Raw genomic sequence first — 22,513 nt, 5'->3', positions numbered from 1 at the left:
CAACTGAACGCGGTGGCAAGGGGCGATGCTGGCAGGTTATCGGGGCGGGATGGGGATCGCCGCTGGCAGGAGGCCTGCTCGAAGTGATCAATGGCCCGGGCATGGTAGTTTCGTTGAACGGGAGTCGGCGTTGTATGCTCTCCCGGTTGCTTGGAACAGTCCAGGCTCACCCCTTGATCCGGTCCGGCCCACGCGAGTGGTTCGTTGGTTCAGCCGGGGTTTTCGAACGTAAATGATCTGAAGTCTTGGAGTGACTCCTGTGGCTGCCAACTGCGACGTCTGCGGCAAGGGGCCGGGCTTCGGCAACAGCATCTCCCACTCGCACCGCCGTACCCCCCGTCGTTGGAACCCCAACATTCAGACGGTACGCGCTGTGATCGGGCGGACGCCGAAGCGGCTCAACGTCTGCACCTCGTGCATCAAGGCCGGTAAGGTCTCGCGCTGACGCGCAGACCGGTACGCCGGTCCTCCAGTTAGCCGATTCACCCTCGGGTGGATCGGCTTTCTGTCTTTCCACCGTCGTGGGGCGGGGCTGTGAGCGGGCGAGTCACAGCCCCGCCCCACGACGGTTTTCGGCTTTTCAGCGCCAGCGCCAGGCGTGGTCCACCGGGCCGATGCCCGCGCCGAGCGCGAAGCCGGCCTGGATGGCGCCGGTGATGTACTCCTTCGCCGCGGCCACCGCGTCCGGCATCTCGCGCCCCTTGGCGAGCTCGGCGGCGATCGAGCTGGCCAGGGTGCAGCCGGTGCCGTGGGTGTGCCGGTTGTCGTACCGGGGCGCGCGGTACCAGTGCTCCTCGCCGTCCGCGCCGTACAGCAGGTCGGCGGCCTCGCCCTCCAGGTGGCCGCCCTTGATCAGCACCCAGCGCGGGCCGAGGGCCAGCAGCGCCTCGGCGGCGCCGCGCATCTCGCGCTCCTCGGTGACGGTGATGCCGGTGAGCTGGGTCACCTCGTGCAGATTGGGCGTGGCCAGGGTCGCGACGGGGAGCAGGCGCTCCCGTACGGTGGCGACGGCCTCGGCGGCGAGCAGCGCATCGCCGTGCTTGGAGACGCCGACCGGGTCCACCACCACCGGCGCGTCGACGCCCGCGAGCAGGTCGGAGACCGTCTCGACCAGCTCGATCGAGGCGAGCATGCCGGTCTTGACGGCCTGGACGCCGATGTCGTCGACCACGCTGCGGAACTGGGCGCGGACGGCCTCGGCCGGCAGCTCCCAGTAGCCCTGGACGCCGAGCGAGTTCTGTGCGGTGACGGCGGTGATCACGCTCATGCCGTGCACGCCGAGGGCGAGCATGGCCTTGAGGTCGGCCTGGATGCCGGCGCCGCCGCCGGAGTCGCTGCCGGCGATGGTGAGCACGCGGGGTGGGGCTGTCGAAACCATGGGGCCAAAACTACCGGGCGCGGCTCACAGCACGGCTTCCGATTCCACCCAGCGGTCCTGCGGGACGGTCTTCAGCCGGGTGACGGCGTCCGCGACGGGCACCAGCAGGATCTCGGTGCCGCGCAGCGCGGTGAAGTGGCCGAAGGCGCCCTTGTGGACGGCCTCCACGGCGTGCCAGCCGAAGCGGGTGGCGAGCACCCGGTCCCGGGCCGTGGGGGTGCCGCCGCGCTGGGTGTGGCCGAGGATGACCGGACGGGCCTCGGTGCCGAGCAGGTTCTCGAGCTCGTGGGCGAGCCGGTTGCCGATGCCGCCGAAGATCTGGTGGCCGTACTGGTCGACCGTGCCGTGGTCGAAGCGAAGGGTGCCCGGGGCCGGGGTGGCGCCCTCGGCGACGGCGATGATGGCGAACTTCTTGCCGCGCCGGAAGCGCTCCTCGATCATCCGGGCGACCGCCTCGATGTCGAAGGGCTTCTCCGGGATCAGGATCCCGTGCGCGCCGCCGGCCATCCCGGCGGTCAGGGTGATCCAGCCGGTGTGGCGGCCCATCAGCTCGACCACCATCACCCGCTGGTGGGACTCGGCGGTGGTCTTCAGCCGGTCGATCGCCTCGGTGGCGACGTGGACGGCGGTGTCGAAGCCGAAGGTGACGTCGGTCGCCTCGATGTCGTTGTCGATGGTCTTCGGGACGCCGACCACGGGCAGGCCGGCGTCGCTGAACATCTTGGCGGCGGCGAGCGTGCCCTCGCCGCCGATCGCGATCAGGGCGTCGATGCCGATGTTCTCGGCCAGCGTCGGGGCATGGTCCACCGCCCAGTTGATCCGCTCGCGCTGGACCCGGGTCGAGCCGAGGATGGTGCCGCCGAGGGTGAGCAGACCGGTGACGTCGTCGTGCGAGACCGGGCGGGAGCGGCCTTCGATCAGGCCGAGGAAGCCGTCCTCGATGCCGATGATCTCGTCGCCGTGGACGTCGGTGCCGCGGTGCACGACCGAGCGGATCACCGCGTTGAGGCCCGGGCAGTCTCCGCCGCTCGTCAGGACGCCGATACGCATGGTGGCTGTGCTCTCCCGCTCCGTGGGCGGGCGACCGCCCCCGAGTAGATGGATCCGTACCAGCCGGACAGACCGGACAAACCGGCCCGGACCGACAGCGCAAGACTACGCGCCGTCACCCTCGCAAGCCCCATTCCCGCGCCCCTGCAAGGTCACTCGGACGCGAAGTGGTCCCAGCCTCCGACCCGGTCCCAGGGGGCTCCGTCCACGGTGACCTGACCGCCTCGCGCCGCGCTCGCGGTACGCACGACCTCGCCGACCACGCGCCAGCGGGCGGGGAGCTGGACGGTGCTGGGGAAGGTCGCCGCGATCGCGTGGTCCTCCCCGCCGGACAGGACCCAGACGAGCGGGTCGACGCCGACGGCCTGGCCGATGTCGGCCATCTGCGCGGGGACGTCGAAGTCGGCCGCGCGCAGGTCGATGTCGACCCCGCTGGCCTTGGCGACGTGGCCGAGGTCGGCCACCAGGCCGTCGCTCACGTCGACCATCGAGGTGGCGCCCAGGTCGGCTCCCGCGGGGCCCGCGTGGTACGGCGGCTCGGGACGGCGGTGCGCCTCGACGAAGGCGCGCGGCGAGCGGAACCCCCGGGACAGCACGGTGAGTCCGGCGGCCGACCAGCCGAGCCAGCCGGTCACCGCGACCACGTCGCCGACCTGCGCGCCGGAGCGCACCACCGGGGCACGCCCCTGCAGATCGCCGAGCGCCGTGATCGCCAGTGTGATGGTGTCGCCGCGCACCACGTCGCCGCCGACCACGGTGGCCCCGGCGACCTGGCACTCGTCGCGCAGCCCGTCCATCAGTTCGGTGGCCCAGGTGGTGGGCAGGTCGGCCGGGGCGACCAGGCCGAGCAGTATGGCGGTCGGCACGGCGCCCATGGCTGCGACGTCGGCGAGGTTCTGGGCGGCGGACTTGCGGCCGACGTCGTAGGCGGTGGACCAGTCCCGGCGGAAGTGCCGGCCCTCGATCAGCACGTCGGTGGTGGCCACCACCCGGCCGTCGGGGGCCTTGACCACGGCGGCGTCGTCACCGGGGCCGAGTTCGACGGCCGGGGTGAGTGGCAGCCTGGCGGTCAGCTCCCTGATGAGTCCGAACTCGCCGAGCTCGCCCACGGTCCCCTGCATGTGCCGTCCTCTCCATCAAGTCCATCAGGTGAAATCACGGGCGTGCCTGCGCGCCCCCGCGCGCAGCGTACGCCTTCGGGCCCTGCAGAGGTCTCCCCTCCCGGCCCTGCCGCGCGGTAGCGTGGTGATCAGACTGCCGGTCAGCCCACCCCCACCACTCCCCCATGGGCCGTCCCGGCGGCGATCTCCGAACCCAGCCGCCTGGAGGTCCCCGTGGTACAGGCATACATCCTGATCCAGACCGAGGTGGGCAAGGCCACGGCAGTGGCCCAGTCCATCGCGAAGATCGAAGGCGTCCTGCAGGCCGAGGACGTCACCGGGCCGTACGACGTGATCGTGCGCGCGGAGGCCGAGACCGTGGACGATCTCGGCCGCCTGGTCGTGGCTCAGGTCCAGCAGGTCGAGGGCATCACCCGGACTCTGACCTGTCCGGTGGTGCACCTGTAAGGCCCGTTACCATCGGCGGGTGTCCGCATTCCGCAAGCTGAGTTCCCTGCCCGCCCCGGTGCGGTGGGCCGCGCCGCCGGTCGCCCTGCTGGGCGGCGTGGCGCTGCTGCTCGGCGCCTGGAGTGTTCCCGGGGATGTCGCCCCGCCGCAGCCGAAGGCGGCCGAGGCAGGCTACTGCGAGGCGCTCGACAAGGCGCTGCCCGACGCCGTCCTGGGACACCGCCGCACGGACCCGTCACCGGCCTCGCCGTACACCGCGGCCTGGGGCAGCTCGCCCCGTACCGTGCTGCGCTGCGGCATCGCCCGGCCCGGCTACCTGGACGACGACCCGTTCTCGCGGGCGCCCGAGGTCAACGACGTTCAGTGGGGCATGAGTTCGGACGGCGCGGGTGGGTACCGCTTCGTCACCACGCTGCGTAAGGCGTACGTCGAGGTGACGGTGCCCAAGGGCGCGTACCCCAACTACGCGGACCCGCTCAGCGAGCTCACCGACGCCATCAAGGCCACCATCCCTACGGGACTGTAGGCAACCGGGCAACCACCGGGGGCGCGGGGAACTGCGCGATCAGCCCTCTACGGAGGTGCACGGTCGGCAGCGCAGTTCTCCCCCAGCCTTCGGCCGGGAGGTGCCCCCACGCGCCCCTGGTGGTTCGCCCTCAGCGGTCGGTCGGCCTCAGCGGAGGCCGGTGGAGCGGCGGAGGGCGGCCTGGAGCAGACGGTCGATCAGCTCGGTGTACGGCAGGCCGGTGGCCTCCCACATCTTCGGGTAGGCGGAGATGGGGGTGAAGCCGGGCATGGTGTTGATCTCGTTGACGACCCAGCGGCCGTCGGTGAGCAGGAAGAAGTCGACCCGGGCCAGGCCCTCGCAGCCGAGTGCCTCGAAGGCGGCCACGGCCTGGCGGCGGATCTCCGCGGTCTCACCGTCCGTCAGCTCGGCCGGGATCCGGACCTCGGAGGAGTCGATGTACTTGGCCTCGAAGTCGTAGAACTCGTAGCCGCCGCCGACCAGGATCTCGGCCGGCACGCTGGCGCGCGGACCGTCCTCGAAGTCCAGCACGGCGCACTCGATCTCGCGCCCCTCGAGACCGGCCTCGACGATCACCTTGGGGTCGTGCCGACGCGCCTCGTCGATCGCGCCGTCCAGGTCGGCGACATCCTTGACCTTGCTGATGCCGATGCTGGAACCGGCCCGGCACGGCTTGACGAACACCGGCAGGCCGAGCCCGGCGATCCGCTCGCGGGCCGCGGCGCGACCGGCCTCGGTCTCCCACTCGCGCGGCTTGATCACGGTGTACGAGCCGACGCCGATGCCGTGCGACTCGAGGATCCGCTTGGTGAACTCCTTGTCCATGCCGACCGCACTGGCCAGCACGCCGGAGCCGACGTACGGGACGCCGGAGAGCTCCAGCAGGCCCTGAATCGTGCCGTCCTCGCCCCAGGGGCCGTGCAGCAGCGGCAGGACGACGTCGACCTCGCCGAGCACCTTGGGCGCGGCGCCGGGCTCGTTCCAGACGACCTCGCGGTTGCCGGGGCTGCCGGGGAGGGCGACCTGGCCCTCGGTGGACTCGGCGATCTGCGCCACGTCCGGCAGCTTGCCGTCGGTGATGCCCATCCGGGCGGGCTCGTCGCTGACCAGCGCCCAGCGGCCCTCGTGGGTGATGCCGATCGGCAGCACGTCGTACTTGCTGCGGTCGATGGCCTTGAGCACGCTGCCGGCCGTGGAGACCGAGATGGCGTGCTCGGAGCTGCGACCGCCGAAGACGATCGCGACGCGCGGCTTGGCGGCGCCCGAAGCGCCCGGGTTCGGGGAGGTCTGTTCGATGCTCATATCGCGTTCGAGACTACCGTGCGGGTGTTTCGAGGGAAGTCACCCGTGCTCCGACTTCTCACCTGCGCTCCGACTTCGCGGACCGCGCCATCAGACCGGCCAGGACCTCCTGGGTGGGCCGGCCGTTGTGCACCACGTCCACCACGGCCTCGACGATCGGCATCTCGACGCCGTTGCGCCGGGCCAGATCCAGCACCGACTCGCAGGACTTGACGCCCTCGGCGGTCTGCTTGGTGGCGGCGATGGTCTCCGCCAGCGACATGCCGCGCCCGAGGTTGGTGCCGAAGGTGTGGTTGCGGGAGAGCGGCGAGGAGCAGGTCGCGACCAGGTCGCCCATCCCGGCGAGCCCGGCGAAGGTGTACGGGTCGGCGCCGAGGGCGAGGCCGAGCCGGGTGGTCTCGGCGAGCCCGCGGGTGATCAGGGTGGCCTTGGTGTTGTCGCCGAGGCCCATGCCGTCGGCCATGCCGACCGCCAGGCCGATCACGTTCTTGACCGCGCCGCCGAGTTCGCAGCCGACCACGTCGGTGTTGGTGTACGGGCGGAAGTACGGGGTGTGGCAGGCCTTCTGGAGCCGCTTGGCGACCAGCTCGTCCGTGCAGGCGACCACGCTGGCGGCGGGCTGGCGGTTGGCGATCTCGGGGGCCAGGTTGGGCCCGCTGACCACGGCCACGCGCTCCGGGCCGACTCCGGCGACCTCCTGGATGACCTCGCTCATCCGCTTGGCGGTCCCGAGTTCGATGCCCTTCATCAGGCTCACCAGCACCGTCTCGGGGCCGATCAGCGGCGCCCAGGCGGCGAGGTTCTCCCGCAGCGTCTGGGAGGGCACGGCCAGCACGGCGAAGTCCGCGCCCGCCAGGGCGGTGGCGGCGTCGGTGGTGGCGGTGACGCTGTCGGGCAGCGTCACGTGCGGCATGTAGTCGGGGTTGACGTGGGTCTCGGCGATCGCGTCCACCAGCTCCTTGCGGCGGCCCCAGAGGGTCACCTCGCAGCCGGCGTCGGCGAGGATCATCGCAAAGGCGGTGCCCCAGGAACCTGTCCCGAAGACGGCGCAGCGGGTCACTTGGAGGTCTCCTCGGAGGTGGTGCCTGCGTTCTTACCGGCCGCTCGCTCGCCCTTGGCGGCGGCTGCCTCGGCGCGCTGCCGTGCGGCCTTGCGCATGTCGTAGCGCTCGGCCGGCGGCTGCTCGCCGCGGATCTCCGCGAGCACCGCGGTGATCGCGGTCATGATGTCCTCGGTGGCGTCCCTGAGGACCTGGGCGGTCAGTTCCTGGCCCTGGTACTTGCTGAGGTCCACCGGCGGGCCCGCCGCCACGGTCACCTTGTGCCGGGGGAAGAGGTTGAACTTGCCCTTCCCGCCGCGCCCGTACGGCGGAATGATCTCGTGCGCACCCCAGTGGGCGACCGGGATCACCGGCGCGCCGGTCATCAGCGCGACCCGGGCGGCCCCGCTCTTGCCGGTCATCGGCCACAGGTCCGGGTCCCGGGTGAGCGTGCCCTCCGGGTAGAACTGCACGCACTCGCCCTTGTTGACCGCCTCGATCGCGGCCCGGAAGGCGTGCGCGGCGTCGGTCGACTCGCGGAACACCGGGATCTGGCCGGTCTTGCGCAGCATGAAGCCGATGAACGGCACCGAGAACAGCTGGGACTTGCCGAGTATCCGCGGCGGCCGTCCGCTGTTGTACTGCCAGTGCGCGTAGACCACCGGGTCGATGAGCGAGTTGTGGTTGACCACCGCCAGGAAGCCGCCCTCCTTGGGCAGGTGCTCCCAGCCGCGCCAGTCGGGCTTCACCAGGGCCGTGGTCACCGGCTTCACGAGTACGGCCGCGAAGCGGTACCAGATCCCGTAGTCGGCGTTGCCGAACCTGGCGTACGAGCGGCGGGCCACCCCAGCTCCTCTTTCATCAGGTGCGGCACCGCTTGGTACCGCAGGTCAGTCGTCGCCTCCCGGTCTCCCCGGGCCGCCTTGCCCGGCTCGTCCGGGCGCGGAACAGTCTCGCCCGTGGCCTCGCCGGCTGTCGAGGCGCCTTCCCCGACGGCCGAGCGCAAGTGACCAATCGCACGCCGAGCCGCACGGCGCGACCTGGCGAGGGGTCCGGCGTCGGCGCCACAATGGCGCCGATGACCCAGGACACCGTACGCCTCGCCGAGCCCGTCGCGCCTGCTCCCCACTCCGGCTGGTCGCTGGTGTTGCCGGTGAAGCCGCTGGCACTGGCGAAGAGCCGGCTCGGCGCCTTCGCCGGGGACCGGCGGGCCGAGCTCGCGTTGGCCTTCGCCCTGGACACGGTGGCCGCCGCGCTGGCCTGTCCCCCGGTGGCCCGGGTCCTCGTGGTGACCCAGGACGCCGTGGCGGGCGCGCAGTTGGCCCGGCTGGGGGCGGTGGTGGTCGACGGCGAACCGGGCGGCGGCCTCAATCCGGCGCTCGCGCACGGCGCGGCGTACGCGCAGCGGCTCGCCCCGGCCGCGCCGCTGGCGGTGCTCTCCGCGGACCTGCCCGCGCTGCGGCCGGACGAACTGGCCCGGGTGCTCGCGGCGGTACCGGCGTCCGGCCGGGCCTTCCTGGCCGACGCCCCGGGCCTCGGCACGACCCTGCTGGCCTGCTCCCCCGGCGCCGTCCTCCGGCCCGACTTCGGCGGCGGCTCCCGGGACCGGCACGCGGCCGGCGGCGCGTACGAGATCGCGCTGGCCGACGTCCCGTCGGTGCGCCGCGACGTGGACACCGGCGCGGACCTGGCCGAGGCGCTGGCCCTCGGCGTGGGCGGGCACACCGCGGCCGTGGCGGCCGTCCTCGTCTGAGCCGGCTCGATATGCTGCTCGCATGCAGGCCACCGCGTTCACCTTCGACCCCGCCACCCACGAGGGCTCCGTGCTGCTCGACGACGGCACGCCCGTCCCGTTCGACGCGGCCGCCTTCGACGCCGGCGGTCTGCGGCTGCTCCGCCCCGGCCAGCGGGTACGGATCCGCACCGAGGGCAGCGGCGAGGCCCGCAGGGTGGTCTTCGTGACCCTGCAGACCTTCCCCGACCCCGCGGCGGGCTAAGACGCTCCGCCGGTGGGCGGGCAATCGATCAGGATTGGGCTTCCCAGGGGCGCGGGGAACTGCGCGAAGCGGAAGGCTGCGGGCCGTTGCCTTCCGATTTCGCGCAGTTCCCCGCGCCCCTGGGTAGTGCAACTGGATCCGGTGCTTGTTTACTCGGGGACGACACGGACCGCGTGGGAGCGCCCCGCCATGCTGAAGCTGAGGATCAACTGGCCGTCGCGCTCCAGGAATGCCTCCACCCGCTCCACCGCGCCCGGCCCGAAGAAGTACCGGTACGCCTCGTACTGGGTCCAGCCGAGCGGCAGCACCCGCAGGGCCTCCCACAGGGCGGCCAGGGCATCCGGGAGCTGACTGAACGTCGCCGGTGCCGTGATGTCCTCGATGGACACCGTGACGGACCGGCCGGCCTTCGCACTGGTCACTCCTGGAACTCCCGCTCCTCGTCGAATTCGGCCCAGACCCCCTGGGCCGTGTCGCTGTACTGGTGCCCGTACCGGTCCGCCGCGGCGAGGACTGCGAGGATCGCCAGCTGTGCCTCGTCGGTGAGTCCGCCGGGCAGCGCCGCCTCCACCCGGTAGCCTCCCTCGGGCCGTCGGCGGATGCGTGCCCGCGTCCCCGTGGCCGTGGCCAGCCGGTTCGCGACGTCAAACACCCTGGTGGTTCGCACGCAACGCCTCTCCCCGCGAGCGGCCAATCACGGAACGTGAATCTAAGTAATTAGATTCCACCTGATGCATTAGATTGTCAACGCTGCGTCACCCGCCCTGCCGTACGGGAGAACCAGATCGGGAGAGCCAGATGTCATCGGATGAGCACCCGTACCTGCGGATCGCCGACGAGCTGCGCCGCCGCATCGCCGAGGGTGAGTGGCAGATCGGCGACCGGCTGCCCTCGCGGGCTCAGCTCGCGGAGTTCTACGGGGTCGGCCCCAACGTGCTGCAGCGGGCCCAGGAGCGGCTGATCACCGAGGGTCTGCTGGAGGGCCGCGCCGGTTCCGGCACCTACGTCCGCGTCCCCGCCGAGCGGCGCCGCATGCTCCGCTCGCGCCACCTCGGACTGCACGGCGCGGCGCCTTTCCGCCCCGACATAGGCGAGTCCGGCCCGAGCGGCACCTGGGAGTCCCAGAGCTACGCCCGTACGCCGGCGTCGGCGGAGATCGCCACCCGCCTGGGCATCGAGCCGGGCGAGTCGACGGTGCGGACCTGCTACGAGTTCCTGATCGACGGTCAGCCCGTCCAGCTCGCGGAGAGTTGGGAGCCGATGGCCGTCACGGACGGCTCCCCGGTGCTGCTGCCCGAACTCGGGCCGCTGGCGGGCAAGGGCGTGGTCGAGCGGATGGCGGCGATCGGCGTCACGGTGGACTTCGCCGTGGAGAGCCCCCGCCCGGCCCGGGCCACCCAGCAGCAGGCACACCTGCTCGGCATCTCGGCCGGGGATCTGGTGACGCTGGTCGAGCGGACCTATTTCGACCTGGACGGCCGCGCGGTCGAGACGGCCGACATCGTGATTCCGGATTCGCGCTGGGAGATCAGTTACGAACTCCCGGTCGAACGCCCGTAGCCCGAGCGCAGAAGAGCCGTGGCGGCTCGCACCGGGGCTTTCCTGGAGTCCCGAGGTGCGAGCCGCCACGGCTCACGGCTTTTGACCAGCCGTCGGCTGAAGAACCGCCAGAACTTACTTGGCGGTGGACTTGCGCGTGGTGGTCTTGCGCGTGGTGGTCTTCTTCGCCGGAGCGGTCTTCTTGGCCGCCGTCGCCTTCTTGGCGGCGGTGGTCTTCTTGGCCGCCGGGGCGGCGGCAGTGGTCTTCTTGACCGCGGTCGCCTTCTTGGCGGCGGTGGTCTTGGTGGCGGCGGCCTTGGTGGTGGTCGCCTTCTTGACCGCCGTCGCCTTCTTGGCGGCGGTGGTCTTCTTGGCAGCGGTTGCGGTGGTCTTCTTCGCAGCAGCCTTCTTGGCCGGGGCGGCGGCCGCGGCCGTGGCGGCGCGCTTGGTGGCGGCGCGCTTGACGGCGGCGGTGGTGCCGGCCTTGCCCGGGGTGAGGGAGCCCTTGGGGGCCTTCTTCACCGAGGGGCCCTCCTTCGGCAGCTTCTTGCTGCCGCTGACCAGGTCCTTGAAGCCCTGGCCGGGGCGGAAGCGAGGAACCGAGGTCTTCTTGACCTTGACCTTCTCGCCGGTCTGCGGGTTGCGGGCGAAGCGCGCAGAGCGCTCCACCTTCTCGAAGGTGCCGAAGCCGGTGACCGACACCCGGTCACCTGCCACAACGGCACGCACCATGGTGTCGAGCACTGCGTCGACGGCCTCTGCGGCAGCCTTGCGACCGCCCAGCTGCTCGGCCACCGCTTCGACAAGCTGAGCCTTGTTCACGTCTTCCCCTTCGGAAACGGGCGCCGGATGATTCCATCCGTTCATTTCGCACGTTAGGTATGTATCTGCGGACTTTCAATTACCAAACGCGCGAATCACCCTAGTGTCGCAATGGATTTGCGCGTCTGCGACCTCAGTGGACGGGCGGACGCCCCTCGTCGAGGTCTCGCACAAAGCGAGCCAACCGCCGTGCCGCCTCGGGGAGATCACGCTTGGCGGTCTCCGTGACGATCAGCAGTTGACGGGTGAGAGCGGTCTTTGCCTCCGCTGACACGTTCAGCGCATGAACGCGTGCATGAGCTTGCTTCAACCGCTCGGCCACAAGCGCGTAGAGCGCTGCGACTTCCGAGTCGTCCGGCTCCTCAGCAGGTGAGGTGGCATCGTCCGGCCGATCGTCAATTCGACTCTCGGCGGCCCCGGCCGTCCCCTCCGACGACTCGGGTTCGCCGCCCGCGTACGGAGGTTCAAGGTGCCGGTGCATGCAACGATTGTGCCATCTGTGCAGAGTTGCGCTGCACAGAGGTTTATCCCGCGCAGAGGCCGGCTCCTAACTCGGGCCCGGAACAGCGGATGGCCCGCCCCCCCGAGGGGAGCGGGCCATCCGGCGGACCGTCAGAAAGAGAGCTCTCAGGCGATCGGCAGCGTACGAGGCTTGAAGGCCGGGCGAGTCGCCTCGAAGGCGGCGATGTCGGGCTCGTTCTGGAGCGTGATGCTGATGTCGTCCAGGCCGTTCAGCAGACGCCAGCGGACGTTGTCGTCCAACTCGAAGGAGGCCGTGACACCCTCGGCGCGGACCTCGCGGGCCTCCAGGTCGACGGTGATCTCGGCGGTCGGGTCGGCCTCGGTCAACGCCCAGAGCCGCTCGACGGTCTCCTGCGGCAGGAGCACCGTCAGCAGGCCGTTCTTCAGCGAGTTGCCGCGGAAGATGTCGGCGAAGCGGGAGGAGATGACCGCCTGGAAGCCGTAGTTCTGCAGCGCCCAGACGGCGTGCTCACGGGAGGAGCCGGTGCCGAACTCGGGGCCGGCGACCAGGACGGTGGCGCCCTGGCGCTCGGGCTGGTTGAGGACGAAGGTCTCGTCCTTGCGCCAGGCCTCGAAGAGCCCGTCCTCGAAGCCGGTACGGGTGACCTTCTTCAGCCAGTGGGCCGGGATGATCTGGTCGGTGTCGACGTTGCTGCGGCGCAGCGGGACGGCCCGGCCGGTGTGCGTGGTGAACTTCTCCATGGCTGCTCAGACCTCCACAGCGACGTCGGACGACAGATCGGCGGGAGCCGCCAGGCGGCCCAGCACGGCGGTCGCGGCGGCGACCTGGGGCGAGACCAGGTGGGTGCGTCCGCCCTTGCCCTGCCGGCCCTCGAAGTTGCGGTTGGAGGTGGAGGCGCAGCGCTCGCCCGGGGCCAGCTGGTCCGGGTTCATGCCCAGGCACATCGAGCAGCCCGCGTGGCGCCACTCGGCACCGGCGGCGGTGAAGACCTTGTCCAGGCCCTCCTCGATCGCCTGCAGGGCGACCCGGACGGAGCCGGGCACGACCAGCATCCGTACCCCGTCGGCGACCTTGCGGCCCTCGACGATGGCGGCGGCGGCGCGCAGGTCCTCGATCCGGCCGTTGGTGCAGGAGCCGACGAAGACGGCGTCGACCTTGACCTCGCGCAGCGGCGTACCGGCCTCCAGGCCCATGTACTTGAGCGCGTTCTCGGCGGCGGTCCGCTCCGACGGGTCGTCGAACGAGGCCGGGTCCGGCACGTTGGCGCCCAGCGGGGCGCCCTGGCCCGGGTTGGTGCCCCAGGTGACGAACGGGGTCAGCTCGGTCGCGTCGATGAAGATCTCGTGGTCGAAGACCGCGTCCTCGTCGGTGGCCAGGGTCTTCCAGTACTCGACCGCGGCGTCCCAGTCCTCGCCCTTGGGGGCGTGCGGACGGCCCTCGAGGTAGTCGAAGGTGGTCTGGTCCGGGGCGATCATGCCGGCCCGGGCGCCCGCCTCGATGGACATGTTGCAGATGGTCATCCGGGCCTCCATGGAGAGGCTGCGGATGGCCGAGCCGCGGTACTCCAGGACATAGCCCTGGCCGCCGCCGGTGCCGATCTTCGTGATGACGGCCAGGATCAGGTCCTTGGCGGTGACACCGTCGGGCAGCTCGCCCTCGACGGTGATCGCCATGGTCCTGAAGGGGGCCAGCGGCAGCGTCTGGGTGGCCAGCACGTGCTCGACCTGGCTGGTGCCGATGCCGAACGCCAGCGCGCCGAAGGCGCCGTGGGTGGAGGTGTGAGAGTCGCCACAGACCACGGTGGTGCCGGGCTGGGTCAGGCCCAGCTGCGGGCCGACCACGTGGACGACGCCCTGCTCGACGTCGCCCAGCGAGTGAATGCGGACGCCGAACTCGGCCGCGTTCTTGCGCAGCGTCTCCAGCTGGACCCGGGAGACCGGGTCGGCGATGGGCTTGTCGATGTCGAGGGTGGGGGTGTTGTGGTCCTCGGTCGCGATCGTGAGATCGGTCCGGCGGACCTGGCGCCCGGCCAGCCGGAGACCGTCGAAGGCCTGGGGGCTGGTCACCTCGTGCAGCAGGTGCAGATCGATGTAGAGCAGGTCGGGCTCGCCCTCGGCGCGCCGGACGACGTGGTCGTCCCAGACCTTCTCTGCGAGTGTCCGTCCCATCGCTTTCCCTCCAGCCGGCCGCTCTGCCGGCCTTCTCGTGTACGTCGAGGTCGCTTCTCGTGCCGCCCTGGTGAGGCTCGCGCTCAGCGACCTGCACGCCGGATCGTGTCCAGGATGCGGACACTCTGTTGAGGCCGGATCCTGGGTGTCTCCCGGGCTGCTGTATCCAGAGTGGCGCTTTTCTCGGAAGATTGAACTTGCGTCTCGCGGACTGAGACTGCAGTATCAGGGCATGGACAACTCTAGCGGCGTCGGCGTTCTCGACAAGGCCGCTCTGGTGCTGAGCGCACTGGAGTCGGGCCCCGCCACGTTGGCGGGGCTGGTCGCCGCCACCGGCTTGGCGCGGCCCACCGCCCACCGACTCGCCGTCGCACTCGAACATCACCGCCTGGTCACCAGGGACATGCAGGGCCGGTTCATCCTCGGCCCCCGACTTGCCGAACTCTCCGCCGCGGCGGGCGAGGACCGGCTGCTCGCCACCGCGGGCCCGGTCCTGACCCACCTGCGGGACGTCACCGGGGAGAGCGCCCAGCTCTACCGCCGCCAAGGCGAGATGCGTATCTGCGTCGCCGCCGCCGAGCGGCTCTCCGGCCTGCGGGACACCGTCCCGGTCGGCAGCACCCTGCCGATGAAGGCCGGCTCCGCCGCCCAGGTCCTGCTGGCCTGGGAGGAGCCCGAGCGCCTCCACCGCGGCCTTCAGGGCGCCCGGTTCACCGCGACCGCGCTGAGCGGCGTCCGGCGGCGCGGCTGGGCCCAGTCGATCGGCGAGCGGGAGCCGGGCGTGGCGTCCGTCTCCGCGCCCGTACGGGGCCCCTCCAACCGCGTGGTGGCCGCCGTCTCGGTCTCCGGCCCGATCGAGCGTCTGACCCGCCACCCGGGCCGCCTGCACGCCCAGGCCATCATCGAGGCCGCCAACCGCCTGACCGAGGCCCTGCGCCGCGGCTGATCCGAACCGAAAAAGGGCCCGCTCCGGAAAATCCGGAGCGGGCCCTTTCCCATATCTCCGGGCACACAAAAAAGCCCCGGATATCCGGGGCTTCGAACGCTTTTGGAATGTCACAGCTGGCTGGGGTACCAGGACTCGAACCTAGACTAAATGAACCAGAATCACTCGTGCTGCCAATTACACCATACCCCAACAAAGCAGCTGGCCGACGAGGATTCCACCCCACCGGCCTTACCGCCTTGGTACCCCCGACCGGATTCGAACCGGCGCTACTGCCGTGAGAGGGCAGCGTGCTAGGCCGCTACACAACGGGGGCATGTACTTCAGGTGCTGCGTACCCCCGACCGGATTCGAACCGGCGCTACTGCCGTGAGAGGGCAGCGTGCTAGGCCGCTACACAACGGGGGCTTGTTCCTATGCAATTGTCTTGCGTACCCCCGACCGGATTCGAACCGGCGCTACTGCCGTGAGAGGGCAGCGTGCTAGGCCGCTACACAACGGGGGCTTGTACTTCAGTTACTGCGCTGGGGTACCAGGACTCGAACCTAGACTAAATGAACCAGAATCACTCGTGCTGCCAATTACACCATACCCCACCAGAGTTCAACCCCCTGCGGGGTCTTGCTCGGTGCTGCGCCTGCTGGTTGATCGTGACGAGGTTTCTGGTCCCTCGCCGTTCCCTCCCGGGCGGCGCAGAAAGAACATTACCCGACGCCCGGCCCCGCTCCAAAATCGATAACCGCAGGCAGGCTCCCGGGCGGCTGCGACGCTGGTCAGCAGCCGCCCGGGGCCCCGGGCGATCAGGAGGCCGGGACGAGCTCCAGAGCGGCCGTCAGGCGGCGCAGCGTCTCGGCGCGGCCGAGCAGCTCCATCGACTCGAACAGCGGCGGGGAGACCCGGCGGCCGGTGACGGCCACCCGCAGCGGGGTGAAGGCGAACTTGGGCTTGATGCCCAGCCCGTCCACCAGGGCCTCGCGCAGCGCGGCCTGGATCGGCTCGGGAGTGAAGTCCGCCAGCTCCTCCAGCGCCTTGATGCTGGCCTCCAGCACCGGACGGGCGTCTGCCGTGAGCACCTTGGCCGCGTCCTCGGGGTCGACCGTGAAGTCGGCCGGGGCGACGAAGAGGAAGCCCGCCATGTTGACGATCTCGCTCAGCACGACCATCCGCTCCTGGGTGAGCGGCGCCACCTTGGCGAGCAGGTCGAGCTGCTCGGCCGTCGGCTCCGCCGGCAGCAGGCCGGGGGCCTGCAGGTACGGCACCAGGCGGCGGACGAAGTCGTCCGGGGCGAGCTCACGCAGGTGGTGGGCGTTGATCGCCTCGCACTTCTTCAGGTCGAAGCGCGCCGGGTTGGCGTTCACCTTGGAGATGTCGAAGTTGGCGACCAGCTCGTCCATCGAGAAGAGATCGCGGTCCTCGGCGAGCGACCAGCCCAGCAGCGAGAGGTAGTTGAGCAGGCCCTCGGGCAGGAAGCCGCGCTCGCGGTAGAGGTTGAGCGAGGCCTGCGGGTCGCGCTTGGAGAGCTTCTTGTTGCCCTCGCCCATCACGTACGGCAGGTGGCCGAAGCGCGGGGTGGTGCCGTTGCCGACACCGATCCGGGCCAGCGCGGCGTACAGGGCGATCTGACGCGGCGTGGACGAGAGCAGGTCCTCGCCGCGCAGCACGTGGGTGATGCCCATCAGGGCGTCGTCCACGGGGTTGACCAGGGTGTACAGCGGCGCGCCGTTGGCCCGGACGATGCCGTAGTCCGGCACGTTCTCCGGCTCGAAGCTGAGCTTCCCGCGGACCAGGTCGTCGAAGACGATGGTCTGCTCGGGCATCCGGAAGCGCAGGATCGGCTGCCGGCCGTCCAGCCGGTACACCTCGATCTGGTCCGCCGTCAGCTCGCGGCAGTGCCCGTCGTAGCCGGAGGGCTTGCCTGCGGCGCGGGCAGCCTCGCGGCGGGCGTCCAGCTCCTCGGTGTTGCAGTAGCAGTGGTACGCGAACCCGCCCTCGTGCAACTTCCGGGCGACGTCCGCGTAGATGTCCATCCGCTGCGACTGGCGGTACGGCTCGTGCGGACCGCCGACCTCCGGGCCCTCGTCCCAGTCGAAGCCGAGCCAGCGCATGGCGTCCAGCAGCTGGTTGTACGAGTCCTCGGAGTCGCGGGCCGCGTCGGTGTCCTCGATCCGGAAGACCAGCGTGCCGCCGTGGTGGCGGGCGAAGGCCCAGTTGAAGAGGGCGGTGCGGACCAGGCCGACATGCGGGTTCCCGGTCGGGGAGGGACAGAAGCGAACCCGCACGGACGGGTCAGTGTTAGCCACGCTTGATCACCCTGTTGGTGAGAGTGCCGATGCCTTCGATGGAGACGGCGACCTCGTCGCCGACGTTGAGGGGGCCGACACCCGCGGGGGTGCCGGTGAGGATGACGTCGCCCGGGAGCAGGGTCATCGCTTCGGAGATGTGCACGATCAGCTCCGCGATCGAACGGACCATCAGGGAGGTCCGGCCGGTCTGCTTGAGCTCGCCGTTGACGGTGCAGGTGATCGCCAGATCGCTCGGGTCGAGCTCCGTCTCGACCCACGGGCCGAGGGGGCAGGAGGTGTCGAAGCCCTTGGCACGGGCCCACTGGCCCTCACGCTGCTGCACGTCGCGGGCGGTCACGTCGTTGGCGCAGGTGTAGCCGAAGATGATCTCCTCCACCCGCTCCAGCGGGACCTCGCGGCCCATCCGGCCGATCACCACGGCCAGCTCCGCCTCGTGCTGGACGTCCGAGGAGAAGGGCGGGTAGGCGATGGCCTCGGTCGGGCCGATGACCGCGGTGGAGGGCTTGAAGAAGGTCAGCGGGACGTCGGGGACCTCGTTGCCGAGCTCGGCTGCGTGCGCCGCGTAGTTCCGGCCAACTGCGACGATCTTGTTCGGCAGGATCGGGGCCAGCAGCCGGATGTCCTGCAGCCGGTAGCTCTCGCCGGTCAGCTGCATCGAGACGATCGGGTGCCCGGCCAGGGCGTGGACGACCAGAGACTCGGGCTGGGAGGGGTCGCCCTCGACCACGCCGAAGGAGACGCTGCCTGCGGCAGGACTCCCTTCCCGGACGGAGAACCTGGCAATGCGCACGGTTGGGAGCCTCTCGGTCAGTCGGGCTCCGGCCTTGCCGGGCCCTGCTCGAACGCTCCCAATCTATCGCGTGGGCCGTCCCCGGCCCGCCCGATAAAACCAGAGCCGCAGGGGCGCCGGTGCCGAAAGCGACGAGCGACGTGGGCCCCTCCTGCCCGATGCCGGGCAAGGAGGGAGACCGACGAAGGTAGGGAGTGCCGGAGCGAGGAGCGTCGGCGCCGGGTCAGAGCCCCCGGAGGCGGCCAAAAAACAGCAGCGCCGGACCGCGCTTGCGGTCCGGCGCTGCTGCGAAGGTCCGGGTCAGTCCTGCGGCGTGCGCGGGGCCGGGGCGACCATCAGGATCGTGCGCCGCGGGTTGGCGGTGCTGCCGGGCAGCTCGGTGGCGTACTCGACCGGCTTCTGCGGTGCGCTCGCGCCCGGCAGCTGGCTGAAGTCCTCGATGGAGGCCAGGGTCGTGCGACGCGGGTTCGCCGTGGGTCGGGCGGTGAGCGTCGACTGGGTGGCCTTCTTCGCCGGCTGGGACATTGCGTCACACCTTGAGGTTGGGCCGACTCGCAGGAGTCGGCAGCACTGTTTCTGGGCATGGTGATGGAGCCCTGCCCGGTAAGCCAGGGTAAGGATCTCTTTCCACAGCGGCCGTGACCAAGGCTATACATTCCGCTGTGATTTTGCTCACAAATTGACGATCAATTGCGGCATGCCGGACATTTCCGCCCGTCAGATCTTCCCGACAATTGCCGTATCTCGGACATTCGGGAAGGTCTGCGACTCTTGTTGATCTGTGGTCCACTTGGCATGTATCCGGCAGGTGTCCGAAAAGGGCCGTATTCCGGCGGGGTTACCGCACAGTCCGTGAGGCGCCGCGAGCTCTGGGTAGCTCAGGACACCTACTGGTAACGCCCCTTGTTGGACTTCTCAGGCTGTGCTGGAATGCGACGGAAAAACTCGACACCGTCCCCTCCGCGTCAGTGGAGAGGGGCGCCCGGTCCAGAGGTTGCGACGCCAGTGCAGGGACGTTTCAAGAGGGGCAGCGGCGCCGCGGGTGACCCGGAGTCGCGTGAGCCCGTGGCAGGCCCCCACCAGGCAGCGCCGATCACGGGCCCCGGCGAACACGCAGTCGGCGGCAGCGCCGAGCCCGACCAGAGAAGTGCCGAAGGCGCTGAGCAGGCCGAGAAGCGCAGCGGCCGCTCACGCCTGCGCGGAACGCTGAACCGCCGCCGGGCCACCGGTCTGAGCCGGTTCGCGATGCGCAACTGGCGCATCCGTACCCGCCTGATCGCGCTGCTGCTGCTCCCCGTGGTCGTCGCCCTGGTCCTCGGTGGCCTGCGCGTGGAGTCCTCGCTGCAGAACTCCAAGCAGCTGGCCCAGATGACCGACCTCGCGGATCTGGCCAAGAAGGCCACGGCCCTGGCCAACGCCCTGCAGACCGAGCGCGACATCAGCGCCGGTCCGCTGACCGCGGGCGGCGCCAAGCAGGACGACGAGGTGGTCAACTCCCGCAAGGTCACCGACGACCTGAGCAAGGCCTTCGCGGCCAGCGCCGACAACTTCGACGAGCTCGACCTGGCCGGTGGCAAGGCCCTGCTGCTGCAGGTCCGCAAGGACCTCAACCAGCTCTCCGAGGCCCGCAGCAACGCCTACACCAACGTCAACAACATCCAGGCCACGATCACGAACTACGACGTGATCATCAAGGACCTGCTGGGCATCACCCAGGACATCGCGATCGCCTCGAACAGCACCGAGCTGGTCAAGGTCACCCGCGCCCTGCACCAGTTCTCGCTGGCCAAGGAGAACACCTCGATGCAGCGCGCGCTGATCAGCGCCGCTCTGGCCCGTCCCGACGGCCCCGACCTCAGCGCCTCCGACGAGACCTTCGGCATCCGGCTGCAGACCTCCGAGGACAACGCGCTCACCAACTTCACCGCCATCTACGGCGACAACGAGGCCAAGGCGCTCCGCTCCAACCTCAGCTTCAACCAGGTGATCGCGGACGCGGACCGCTACACCAAGGCCGTCCTCAACCCGAACGGCATCAAGCAGGCCGAGAACCGCAGCTACAAGGACTGGTACGACAGCGCCACCTCGAAGATCACTGCCGAGCAGAAGATCGAGAACAGCCTGCTCGAAGTCCTCGACGGCAAGGCCGGCCAGCTGCAGTCCGACGCCGACACCCAGGCCCTGGTCAACGGCGCGCTGATCGCCCTCGTCCTCATCGTCGCCATCGCCGGCGCCGCCCTGGTGGCCCGCTCGATGGTGCGCTCGCTGACCCGTCTGCAGACCGCCGCCGAGGACGTCGCCGAGCGGCGGCTGCCCGAGCTGGTCAAGACGCTCTCCGAGAGCGACCCGCACGAGGTCGACGTCACCGTCGCGCCGGTCGGTGTCGACTCGGCGGACGAGATCGGCCATGTGGCCCACGCCTTCGACATGGTGCACCGCGAGGCCGTCCGCCTCGCCGCCGAGCAGGCGCTGCTGCGAGGCAACATCAACTCGATGTTCACCAACCTCTCGCGCCGCAGCCAGGGCCTCATCCAGCGCCAGCTGTCGCTGATCTCCGAGCTGGAGAGCCGCGAGGCGGACCCGGACCAGCTGGCCAGCCTCTTCAAGCTGGACCACCTCGCGACCCGTATGCGCCGTAACGGCGAAAACCTCCTCGTCCTCGCGGGCGAGGACCCGGGCCGCCGTTGGACCCGTCCCGTCCCGCTGGTCGACGTGCTCCGTGCCGCCGCCTCTGAGGTGGAGCAGTACGAACGCATCGAGCTGGCCGCCGTGCCGTCGGCCGAGGTCGCCGGCCGCGTCGTCAACGACCTCGTCCACCTGCTCGCCGAGCTGCTCGAGAACGCCACCTCGTTCTCCAGCCCGCAGACCCGCGTCCGGGTCACCGGCCACGCGCTGCCGGACGGCCGCGTGCTGGTCGAGATCCACGACACCGGCATCGGGCTCTCCCCCGACGACCTCGCGGACATCAACGAGCGCCTGGCCAACCCGCCGGTCGTGGACGTCTCCGTCTCCCGCCGCATGGGCCTCTTCGTGGTCGGCCGCCTGTCCCTGCGACACGGCATCCGGATCCAGCTCCGCCCGAGCGACTCGGGCGGCACCACCGCGCTCGTCATGCTCCCGGTCGACGTCACCAACTCGGCCGACCGCCGCAGCAACGCCCGTCCCGGCTCCGCGCCGGGCAAGCCGCAGCGCGGGGTCGGTCCGACGCCGCGCCAGCAGGGCCGCCCGAGTGCGGCCGACGCACTGGCGGGCCGCAGCGCGGCCGCGCTCGGCCAGGGTGGGGCGGGTGCGCCGACCGGCCGTCCGCAGCTCCCGCAGAGTCCTCAGGGCGGTGCCCCGCAGGGCGGCCGTCCCGGCGCCCCGGCTCCGGCCGGTGCCCCGACCGGCTCGCTGCCGACCCGCGAGGTCGGCCAGGCGCTCCGTGAGACCCCGCCCGGCCAGCCCCCGCGGCGTACGCCCGGCGCCTCCGGCGCTCCGGGTGGTCCGGGTGCCCCGCTCGGCCCCGGTGGCGGTCTGCCGCGCCGCGGTCAGCAGGAGCAGGGGCTGCCGGCCGGCGGTCGTCGCCCGGCGCAGGAGCGTCCGCGTCCCGGTGGCGAGCTGCCCGAGGGCGGCGGCGACCGGTTCGCCGAGCGCCCGCAGCACGGCTGGGCCGGCCAGCCCACCGGCGGTCAGCCGGGCCAGGGCCAGCAGGGCCAGGGTCAGCCGGGCCGGCGTCCGCAGGACGGGCCGCCGCAGCGTCAGCAGTACGCCCAGGGTCGTCCGCAGGCGCCCGAGGCCCCGCAGCAGGCCCCGGCTCCGCTCGAGGCCGCTCCGGTCGAGAGCACCGTGCAGTTCGCCCGGCCCCGCTTCGAGGCCAGCGAGATCGACCCGCGTGACCCGCTGGGCCTCGGCCTGGTGGAGCCCGTGCTTCCGAGCGTGCCCAACCCGGCGGCCCAGCCGCCGCAGCAGGCATACCCGCAGCAGCAGGCGACCCAGCAGCGTCCGGCCGAGCGTCAGCAGCCGATGGCTCTGCCGACCGGCCCGGGCGGCGAGGACGCCCAGTGGTACCGCAACGACGCCCAGCAGGGTCAGCAGGCCCCGCAGGGCCGGCCGGGTGAGGGCGATGCCCGTACCCGTCCGTACCAGCCGCAGCGCCCCGGCACCACGGCGCCCGGGGCCGACAGTCGGCAGGCATCTCAGCAGCGCCCGCAGCAGGAGCGCCAGCGTCCGAACGGACCGGCCGACGCCCCGTGGCGCCCGTCGGCCAACGACGAGCGCTGGCGGCGGGCCGAGCAGGTTCGCGAGCCCTCGACCAGCGGAGTGACGATGTCCGGTCTTCCCCGGCGTACGCCTCAGGCCAACCTGGTCTCCGGTACCGCCGAGGCGGCGCCGCTGACCGGTCCTCAGGTCTCCCGGGCTCCCGAGGAGGTGCGCGGCCGGCTGACCAACCTGCGCCGCGGTATCCAGCAGGGACGTCAGGCGGGCGTGGACGCTTCGCAGACCGGCCGGCAGGGGCAGCCGCAGCAGCGTTTCGACGGCTTCGGCGGCGCGCGTGGCAACGGGGGTAACGGGGTCAACGGGGGCAACGGCGAGTTCGGCCCAGATCACCAGGAGCGTTGAGT

23 protein-coding genes and 5 tRNA genes are annotated in these 22,513 nt (G+C 71.0%); 8 read left to right on the top strand and 20 right to left on the bottom strand.

Features of this window, described 5'->3' with window-relative positions:
* Positions 1-259: 259 nt before the first annotated feature.
* On the top strand, positions 260-445 hold the full coding sequence (gene rpmB, locus FB465_RS23750) for a 50S ribosomal protein L28 (RefSeq protein WP_014138233.1): 186 nt from the start codon (positions 260-262) through the stop codon (positions 443-445).
* 135 nt (positions 446-580) lie between these two features.
* On the opposite strand, the gene thiD is transcribed toward rpmB, so the two are convergent.
* The 3 genes from thiD to FB465_RS23735 form a co-directional block, all read right to left on the bottom strand.
* Positions 581-1,378 (bottom strand): bifunctional hydroxymethylpyrimidine kinase/phosphomethylpyrimidine kinase, encoded by a 798-nt coding sequence (gene thiD, locus FB465_RS23745; protein ID WP_145793617.1) that lies wholly within the window; start codon positions 1,376-1,378, stop codon positions 581-583.
* Between the two features lie 24 nt (positions 1,379-1,402).
* The gene (locus tag FB465_RS23740; protein ID WP_145793615.1) at positions 1,403-2,428 is read right to left on the bottom strand and encodes a 6-phosphofructokinase; all 1,026 of its coding nucleotides are present in this window, start codon (positions 2,426-2,428) and stop codon (positions 1,403-1,405) included.
* Between the two features lie 152 nt (positions 2,429-2,580).
* The gene (locus FB465_RS23735; RefSeq protein WP_145793613.1) at positions 2,581-3,549 is read right to left on the bottom strand and encodes a thiamine-phosphate kinase; all 969 of its coding nucleotides are present in this window, start codon (positions 3,547-3,549) and stop codon (positions 2,581-2,583) included.
* A gap of 213 nt (positions 3,550-3,762) precedes the next feature.
* Between FB465_RS23735 and FB465_RS23730 the strand changes: the two genes are divergently transcribed.
* Positions 3,763-3,996, top strand: coding sequence for an Lrp/AsnC family transcriptional regulator (locus FB465_RS23730; RefSeq protein WP_145793610.1), 234 nt, complete (start codon positions 3,763-3,765; stop codon positions 3,994-3,996).
* Positions 3,997-4,015: 19 nt separating this feature from the next.
* Entirely contained in the window at positions 4,016-4,522 is a 507-nt protein-coding gene (locus tag FB465_RS23725; RefSeq protein WP_145793607.1) for a DUF3515 domain-containing protein, read from the top strand.
* Positions 4,523-4,669: 147 nt separating this feature from the next.
* Here the strand turns inward: FB465_RS23725 and FB465_RS23720 are convergent, their stop codons facing one another.
* From FB465_RS23720 to FB465_RS23710, 3 genes are read right to left on the bottom strand one after another with little or no spacing between them, the layout of a single operon-like run.
* The gene (locus FB465_RS23720) at positions 4,670-5,824 is read right to left on the bottom strand and encodes a D-alanine--D-alanine ligase family protein (protein WP_145793605.1); all 1,155 of its coding nucleotides are present in this window, start codon (positions 5,822-5,824) and stop codon (positions 4,670-4,672) included.
* Positions 5,825-5,882: 58 nt separating this feature from the next.
* Positions 5,883-6,884 (bottom strand): NAD(P)H-dependent glycerol-3-phosphate dehydrogenase, encoded by a 1,002-nt coding sequence (locus FB465_RS23715; RefSeq protein ID WP_145793604.1) that lies wholly within the window; start codon positions 6,882-6,884, stop codon positions 5,883-5,885.
* Positions 6,881-7,708 carry a lysophospholipid acyltransferase family protein gene (locus tag FB465_RS23710; protein WP_145793601.1) on the bottom strand — a complete coding sequence of 276 codons (828 nt, stop codon included), beginning with the start codon at positions 7,706-7,708 and terminating at the stop codon, positions 6,881-6,883. The genes FB465_RS23715 and FB465_RS23710 overlap by 4 nt, the downstream gene beginning before the upstream one ends.
* Positions 7,709-7,941: 233 nt before the next feature.
* On the opposite strand from FB465_RS23710, the gene cofC reads away from it, so the two are divergent.
* Both cofC and FB465_RS35965 read left to right on the top strand, forming a co-directional pair.
* Positions 7,942-8,616, top strand: a complete 675-nt coding sequence (cofC, locus tag FB465_RS23705; RefSeq protein ID WP_170290677.1) for a 2-phospho-L-lactate guanylyltransferase — start codon at positions 7,942-7,944, stop codon at positions 8,614-8,616.
* A 22-nt stretch (positions 8,617-8,638) separates the two neighbouring features.
* Positions 8,639-8,860, top strand: coding sequence for a hypothetical protein (locus FB465_RS35965; RefSeq protein ID WP_170290676.1), 222 nt, complete (start codon positions 8,639-8,641; stop codon positions 8,858-8,860).
* Between the two features lie 149 nt (positions 8,861-9,009).
* Here the strand turns inward: FB465_RS35965 and FB465_RS23700 are convergent, their stop codons facing one another.
* Both FB465_RS23700 and FB465_RS23695 read right to left on the bottom strand, forming a co-directional pair.
* On the bottom strand, positions 9,010-9,282 hold the full coding sequence (locus FB465_RS23700) for a hypothetical protein (protein WP_145793599.1): 273 nt from the start codon (positions 9,280-9,282) through the stop codon (positions 9,010-9,012).
* Positions 9,279-9,527, bottom strand: a complete 249-nt coding sequence (locus FB465_RS23695; protein ID WP_145793597.1) for a hypothetical protein — start codon at positions 9,525-9,527, stop codon at positions 9,279-9,281. Before FB465_RS23695 ends, FB465_RS23700 begins: the two co-directional genes overlap by 4 nt.
* Before the next feature lie 131 nt (positions 9,528-9,658).
* Between FB465_RS23695 and FB465_RS23690 the strand changes: the two genes are divergently transcribed.
* Positions 9,659-10,420: a GntR family transcriptional regulator gene (locus tag FB465_RS23690; protein ID WP_145793595.1), complete on the top strand. Its 762-nt coding sequence runs from the start codon at positions 9,659-9,661 to the stop codon at positions 10,418-10,420.
* A gap of 114 nt (positions 10,421-10,534) precedes the next feature.
* Here the strand turns inward: FB465_RS23690 and FB465_RS23685 are convergent, their stop codons facing one another.
* The 4 genes from FB465_RS23685 to leuC form a co-directional block, all read right to left on the bottom strand.
* A complete protein-coding gene (locus FB465_RS23685) occupies positions 10,535-11,221 on the bottom strand; it encodes an HU family DNA-binding protein (protein WP_145793593.1) in 687 nt (228 codons plus the stop codon).
* A 133-nt stretch (positions 11,222-11,354) separates the two neighbouring features.
* Entirely contained in the window at positions 11,355-11,702 is a 348-nt protein-coding gene (locus FB465_RS37980) for an SCO5555 family protein (RefSeq protein WP_425461207.1), read from the bottom strand.
* A 146-nt stretch (positions 11,703-11,848) separates the two neighbouring features.
* Positions 11,849-12,445, bottom strand: coding sequence for a 3-isopropylmalate dehydratase small subunit (gene leuD, locus FB465_RS23675; protein WP_145793591.1), 597 nt, complete (start codon positions 12,443-12,445; stop codon positions 11,849-11,851).
* 6 nt (positions 12,446-12,451) lie between these two features.
* Entirely contained in the window at positions 12,452-13,873 is a 1,422-nt protein-coding gene (gene leuC / locus FB465_RS23670) for a 3-isopropylmalate dehydratase large subunit (protein ID WP_145793588.1), read from the bottom strand.
* Positions 13,874-14,105: 232 nt separating this feature from the next.
* Here leuC and ndgR point away from each other — a divergent pair, with 232 nt between their 5' ends.
* Entirely contained in the window at positions 14,106-14,819 is a 714-nt protein-coding gene (ndgR, locus tag FB465_RS23665) for an IclR family transcriptional regulator NdgR (RefSeq protein ID WP_145793587.1), read from the top strand.
* A gap of 117 nt (positions 14,820-14,936) precedes the next feature.
* On the opposite strand, the gene FB465_RS23660 is transcribed toward ndgR, so the two are convergent.
* From FB465_RS23660 to FB465_RS23625, 8 genes are all read right to left on the bottom strand, one after another.
* A tRNA-Gln gene (locus FB465_RS23660) sits at positions 14,937-15,011 on the bottom strand.
* A 48-nt stretch (positions 15,012-15,059) separates the two neighbouring features.
* Positions 15,060-15,135, bottom strand: a tRNA-Glu gene (locus FB465_RS23655).
* A gap of 19 nt (positions 15,136-15,154) precedes the next feature.
* Positions 15,155-15,227: transfer RNA gene (locus FB465_RS23650), tRNA-Glu, on the bottom strand.
* 24 nt (positions 15,228-15,251) lie between these two features.
* Positions 15,252-15,324: transfer RNA gene (locus FB465_RS23645), tRNA-Glu, on the bottom strand.
* Between the two features lie 19 nt (positions 15,325-15,343).
* Positions 15,344-15,415, bottom strand: a tRNA-Gln gene (locus FB465_RS23640).
* Positions 15,416-15,619: 204 nt separating this feature from the next.
* Positions 15,620-17,119, bottom strand: coding sequence for a glutamate--tRNA ligase (gene gltX / locus FB465_RS23635; RefSeq protein ID WP_145793585.1), 1,500 nt, complete (start codon positions 17,117-17,119; stop codon positions 15,620-15,622).
* Positions 17,112-17,912: a fumarylacetoacetate hydrolase family protein gene (locus tag FB465_RS23630; RefSeq protein WP_145793582.1), complete on the bottom strand. Its 801-nt coding sequence runs from the start codon at positions 17,910-17,912 to the stop codon at positions 17,112-17,114. Before FB465_RS23630 ends, gltX begins: the two co-directional genes overlap by 8 nt.
* Positions 17,913-18,212: 300 nt before the next feature.
* Positions 18,213-18,437 (bottom strand): hypothetical protein, encoded by a 225-nt coding sequence (locus tag FB465_RS23625; RefSeq protein ID WP_145793579.1) that lies wholly within the window; start codon positions 18,435-18,437, stop codon positions 18,213-18,215.
* A gap of 540 nt (positions 18,438-18,977) precedes the next feature.
* Here FB465_RS23625 and FB465_RS23620 point away from each other — a divergent pair.
* Positions 18,978-22,511, top strand: a complete 3,534-nt coding sequence (locus FB465_RS23620; protein ID WP_246192804.1) for a sensor histidine kinase — start codon at positions 18,978-18,980, stop codon at positions 22,509-22,511.
* Positions 22,512-22,513 lie beyond the last annotated feature (2 nt).

The organism is Kitasatospora atroaurantiaca, from assembly GCF_007828955.1.
Lineage (GTDB): Bacteria > Actinomycetota > Actinomycetes > Streptomycetales > Streptomycetaceae > Kitasatospora > Kitasatospora atroaurantiaca.
The sequence above is the reverse complement of the archived record's forward strand: the minus strand, read 5'-3'. Positions and strand labels throughout refer to the sequence as shown.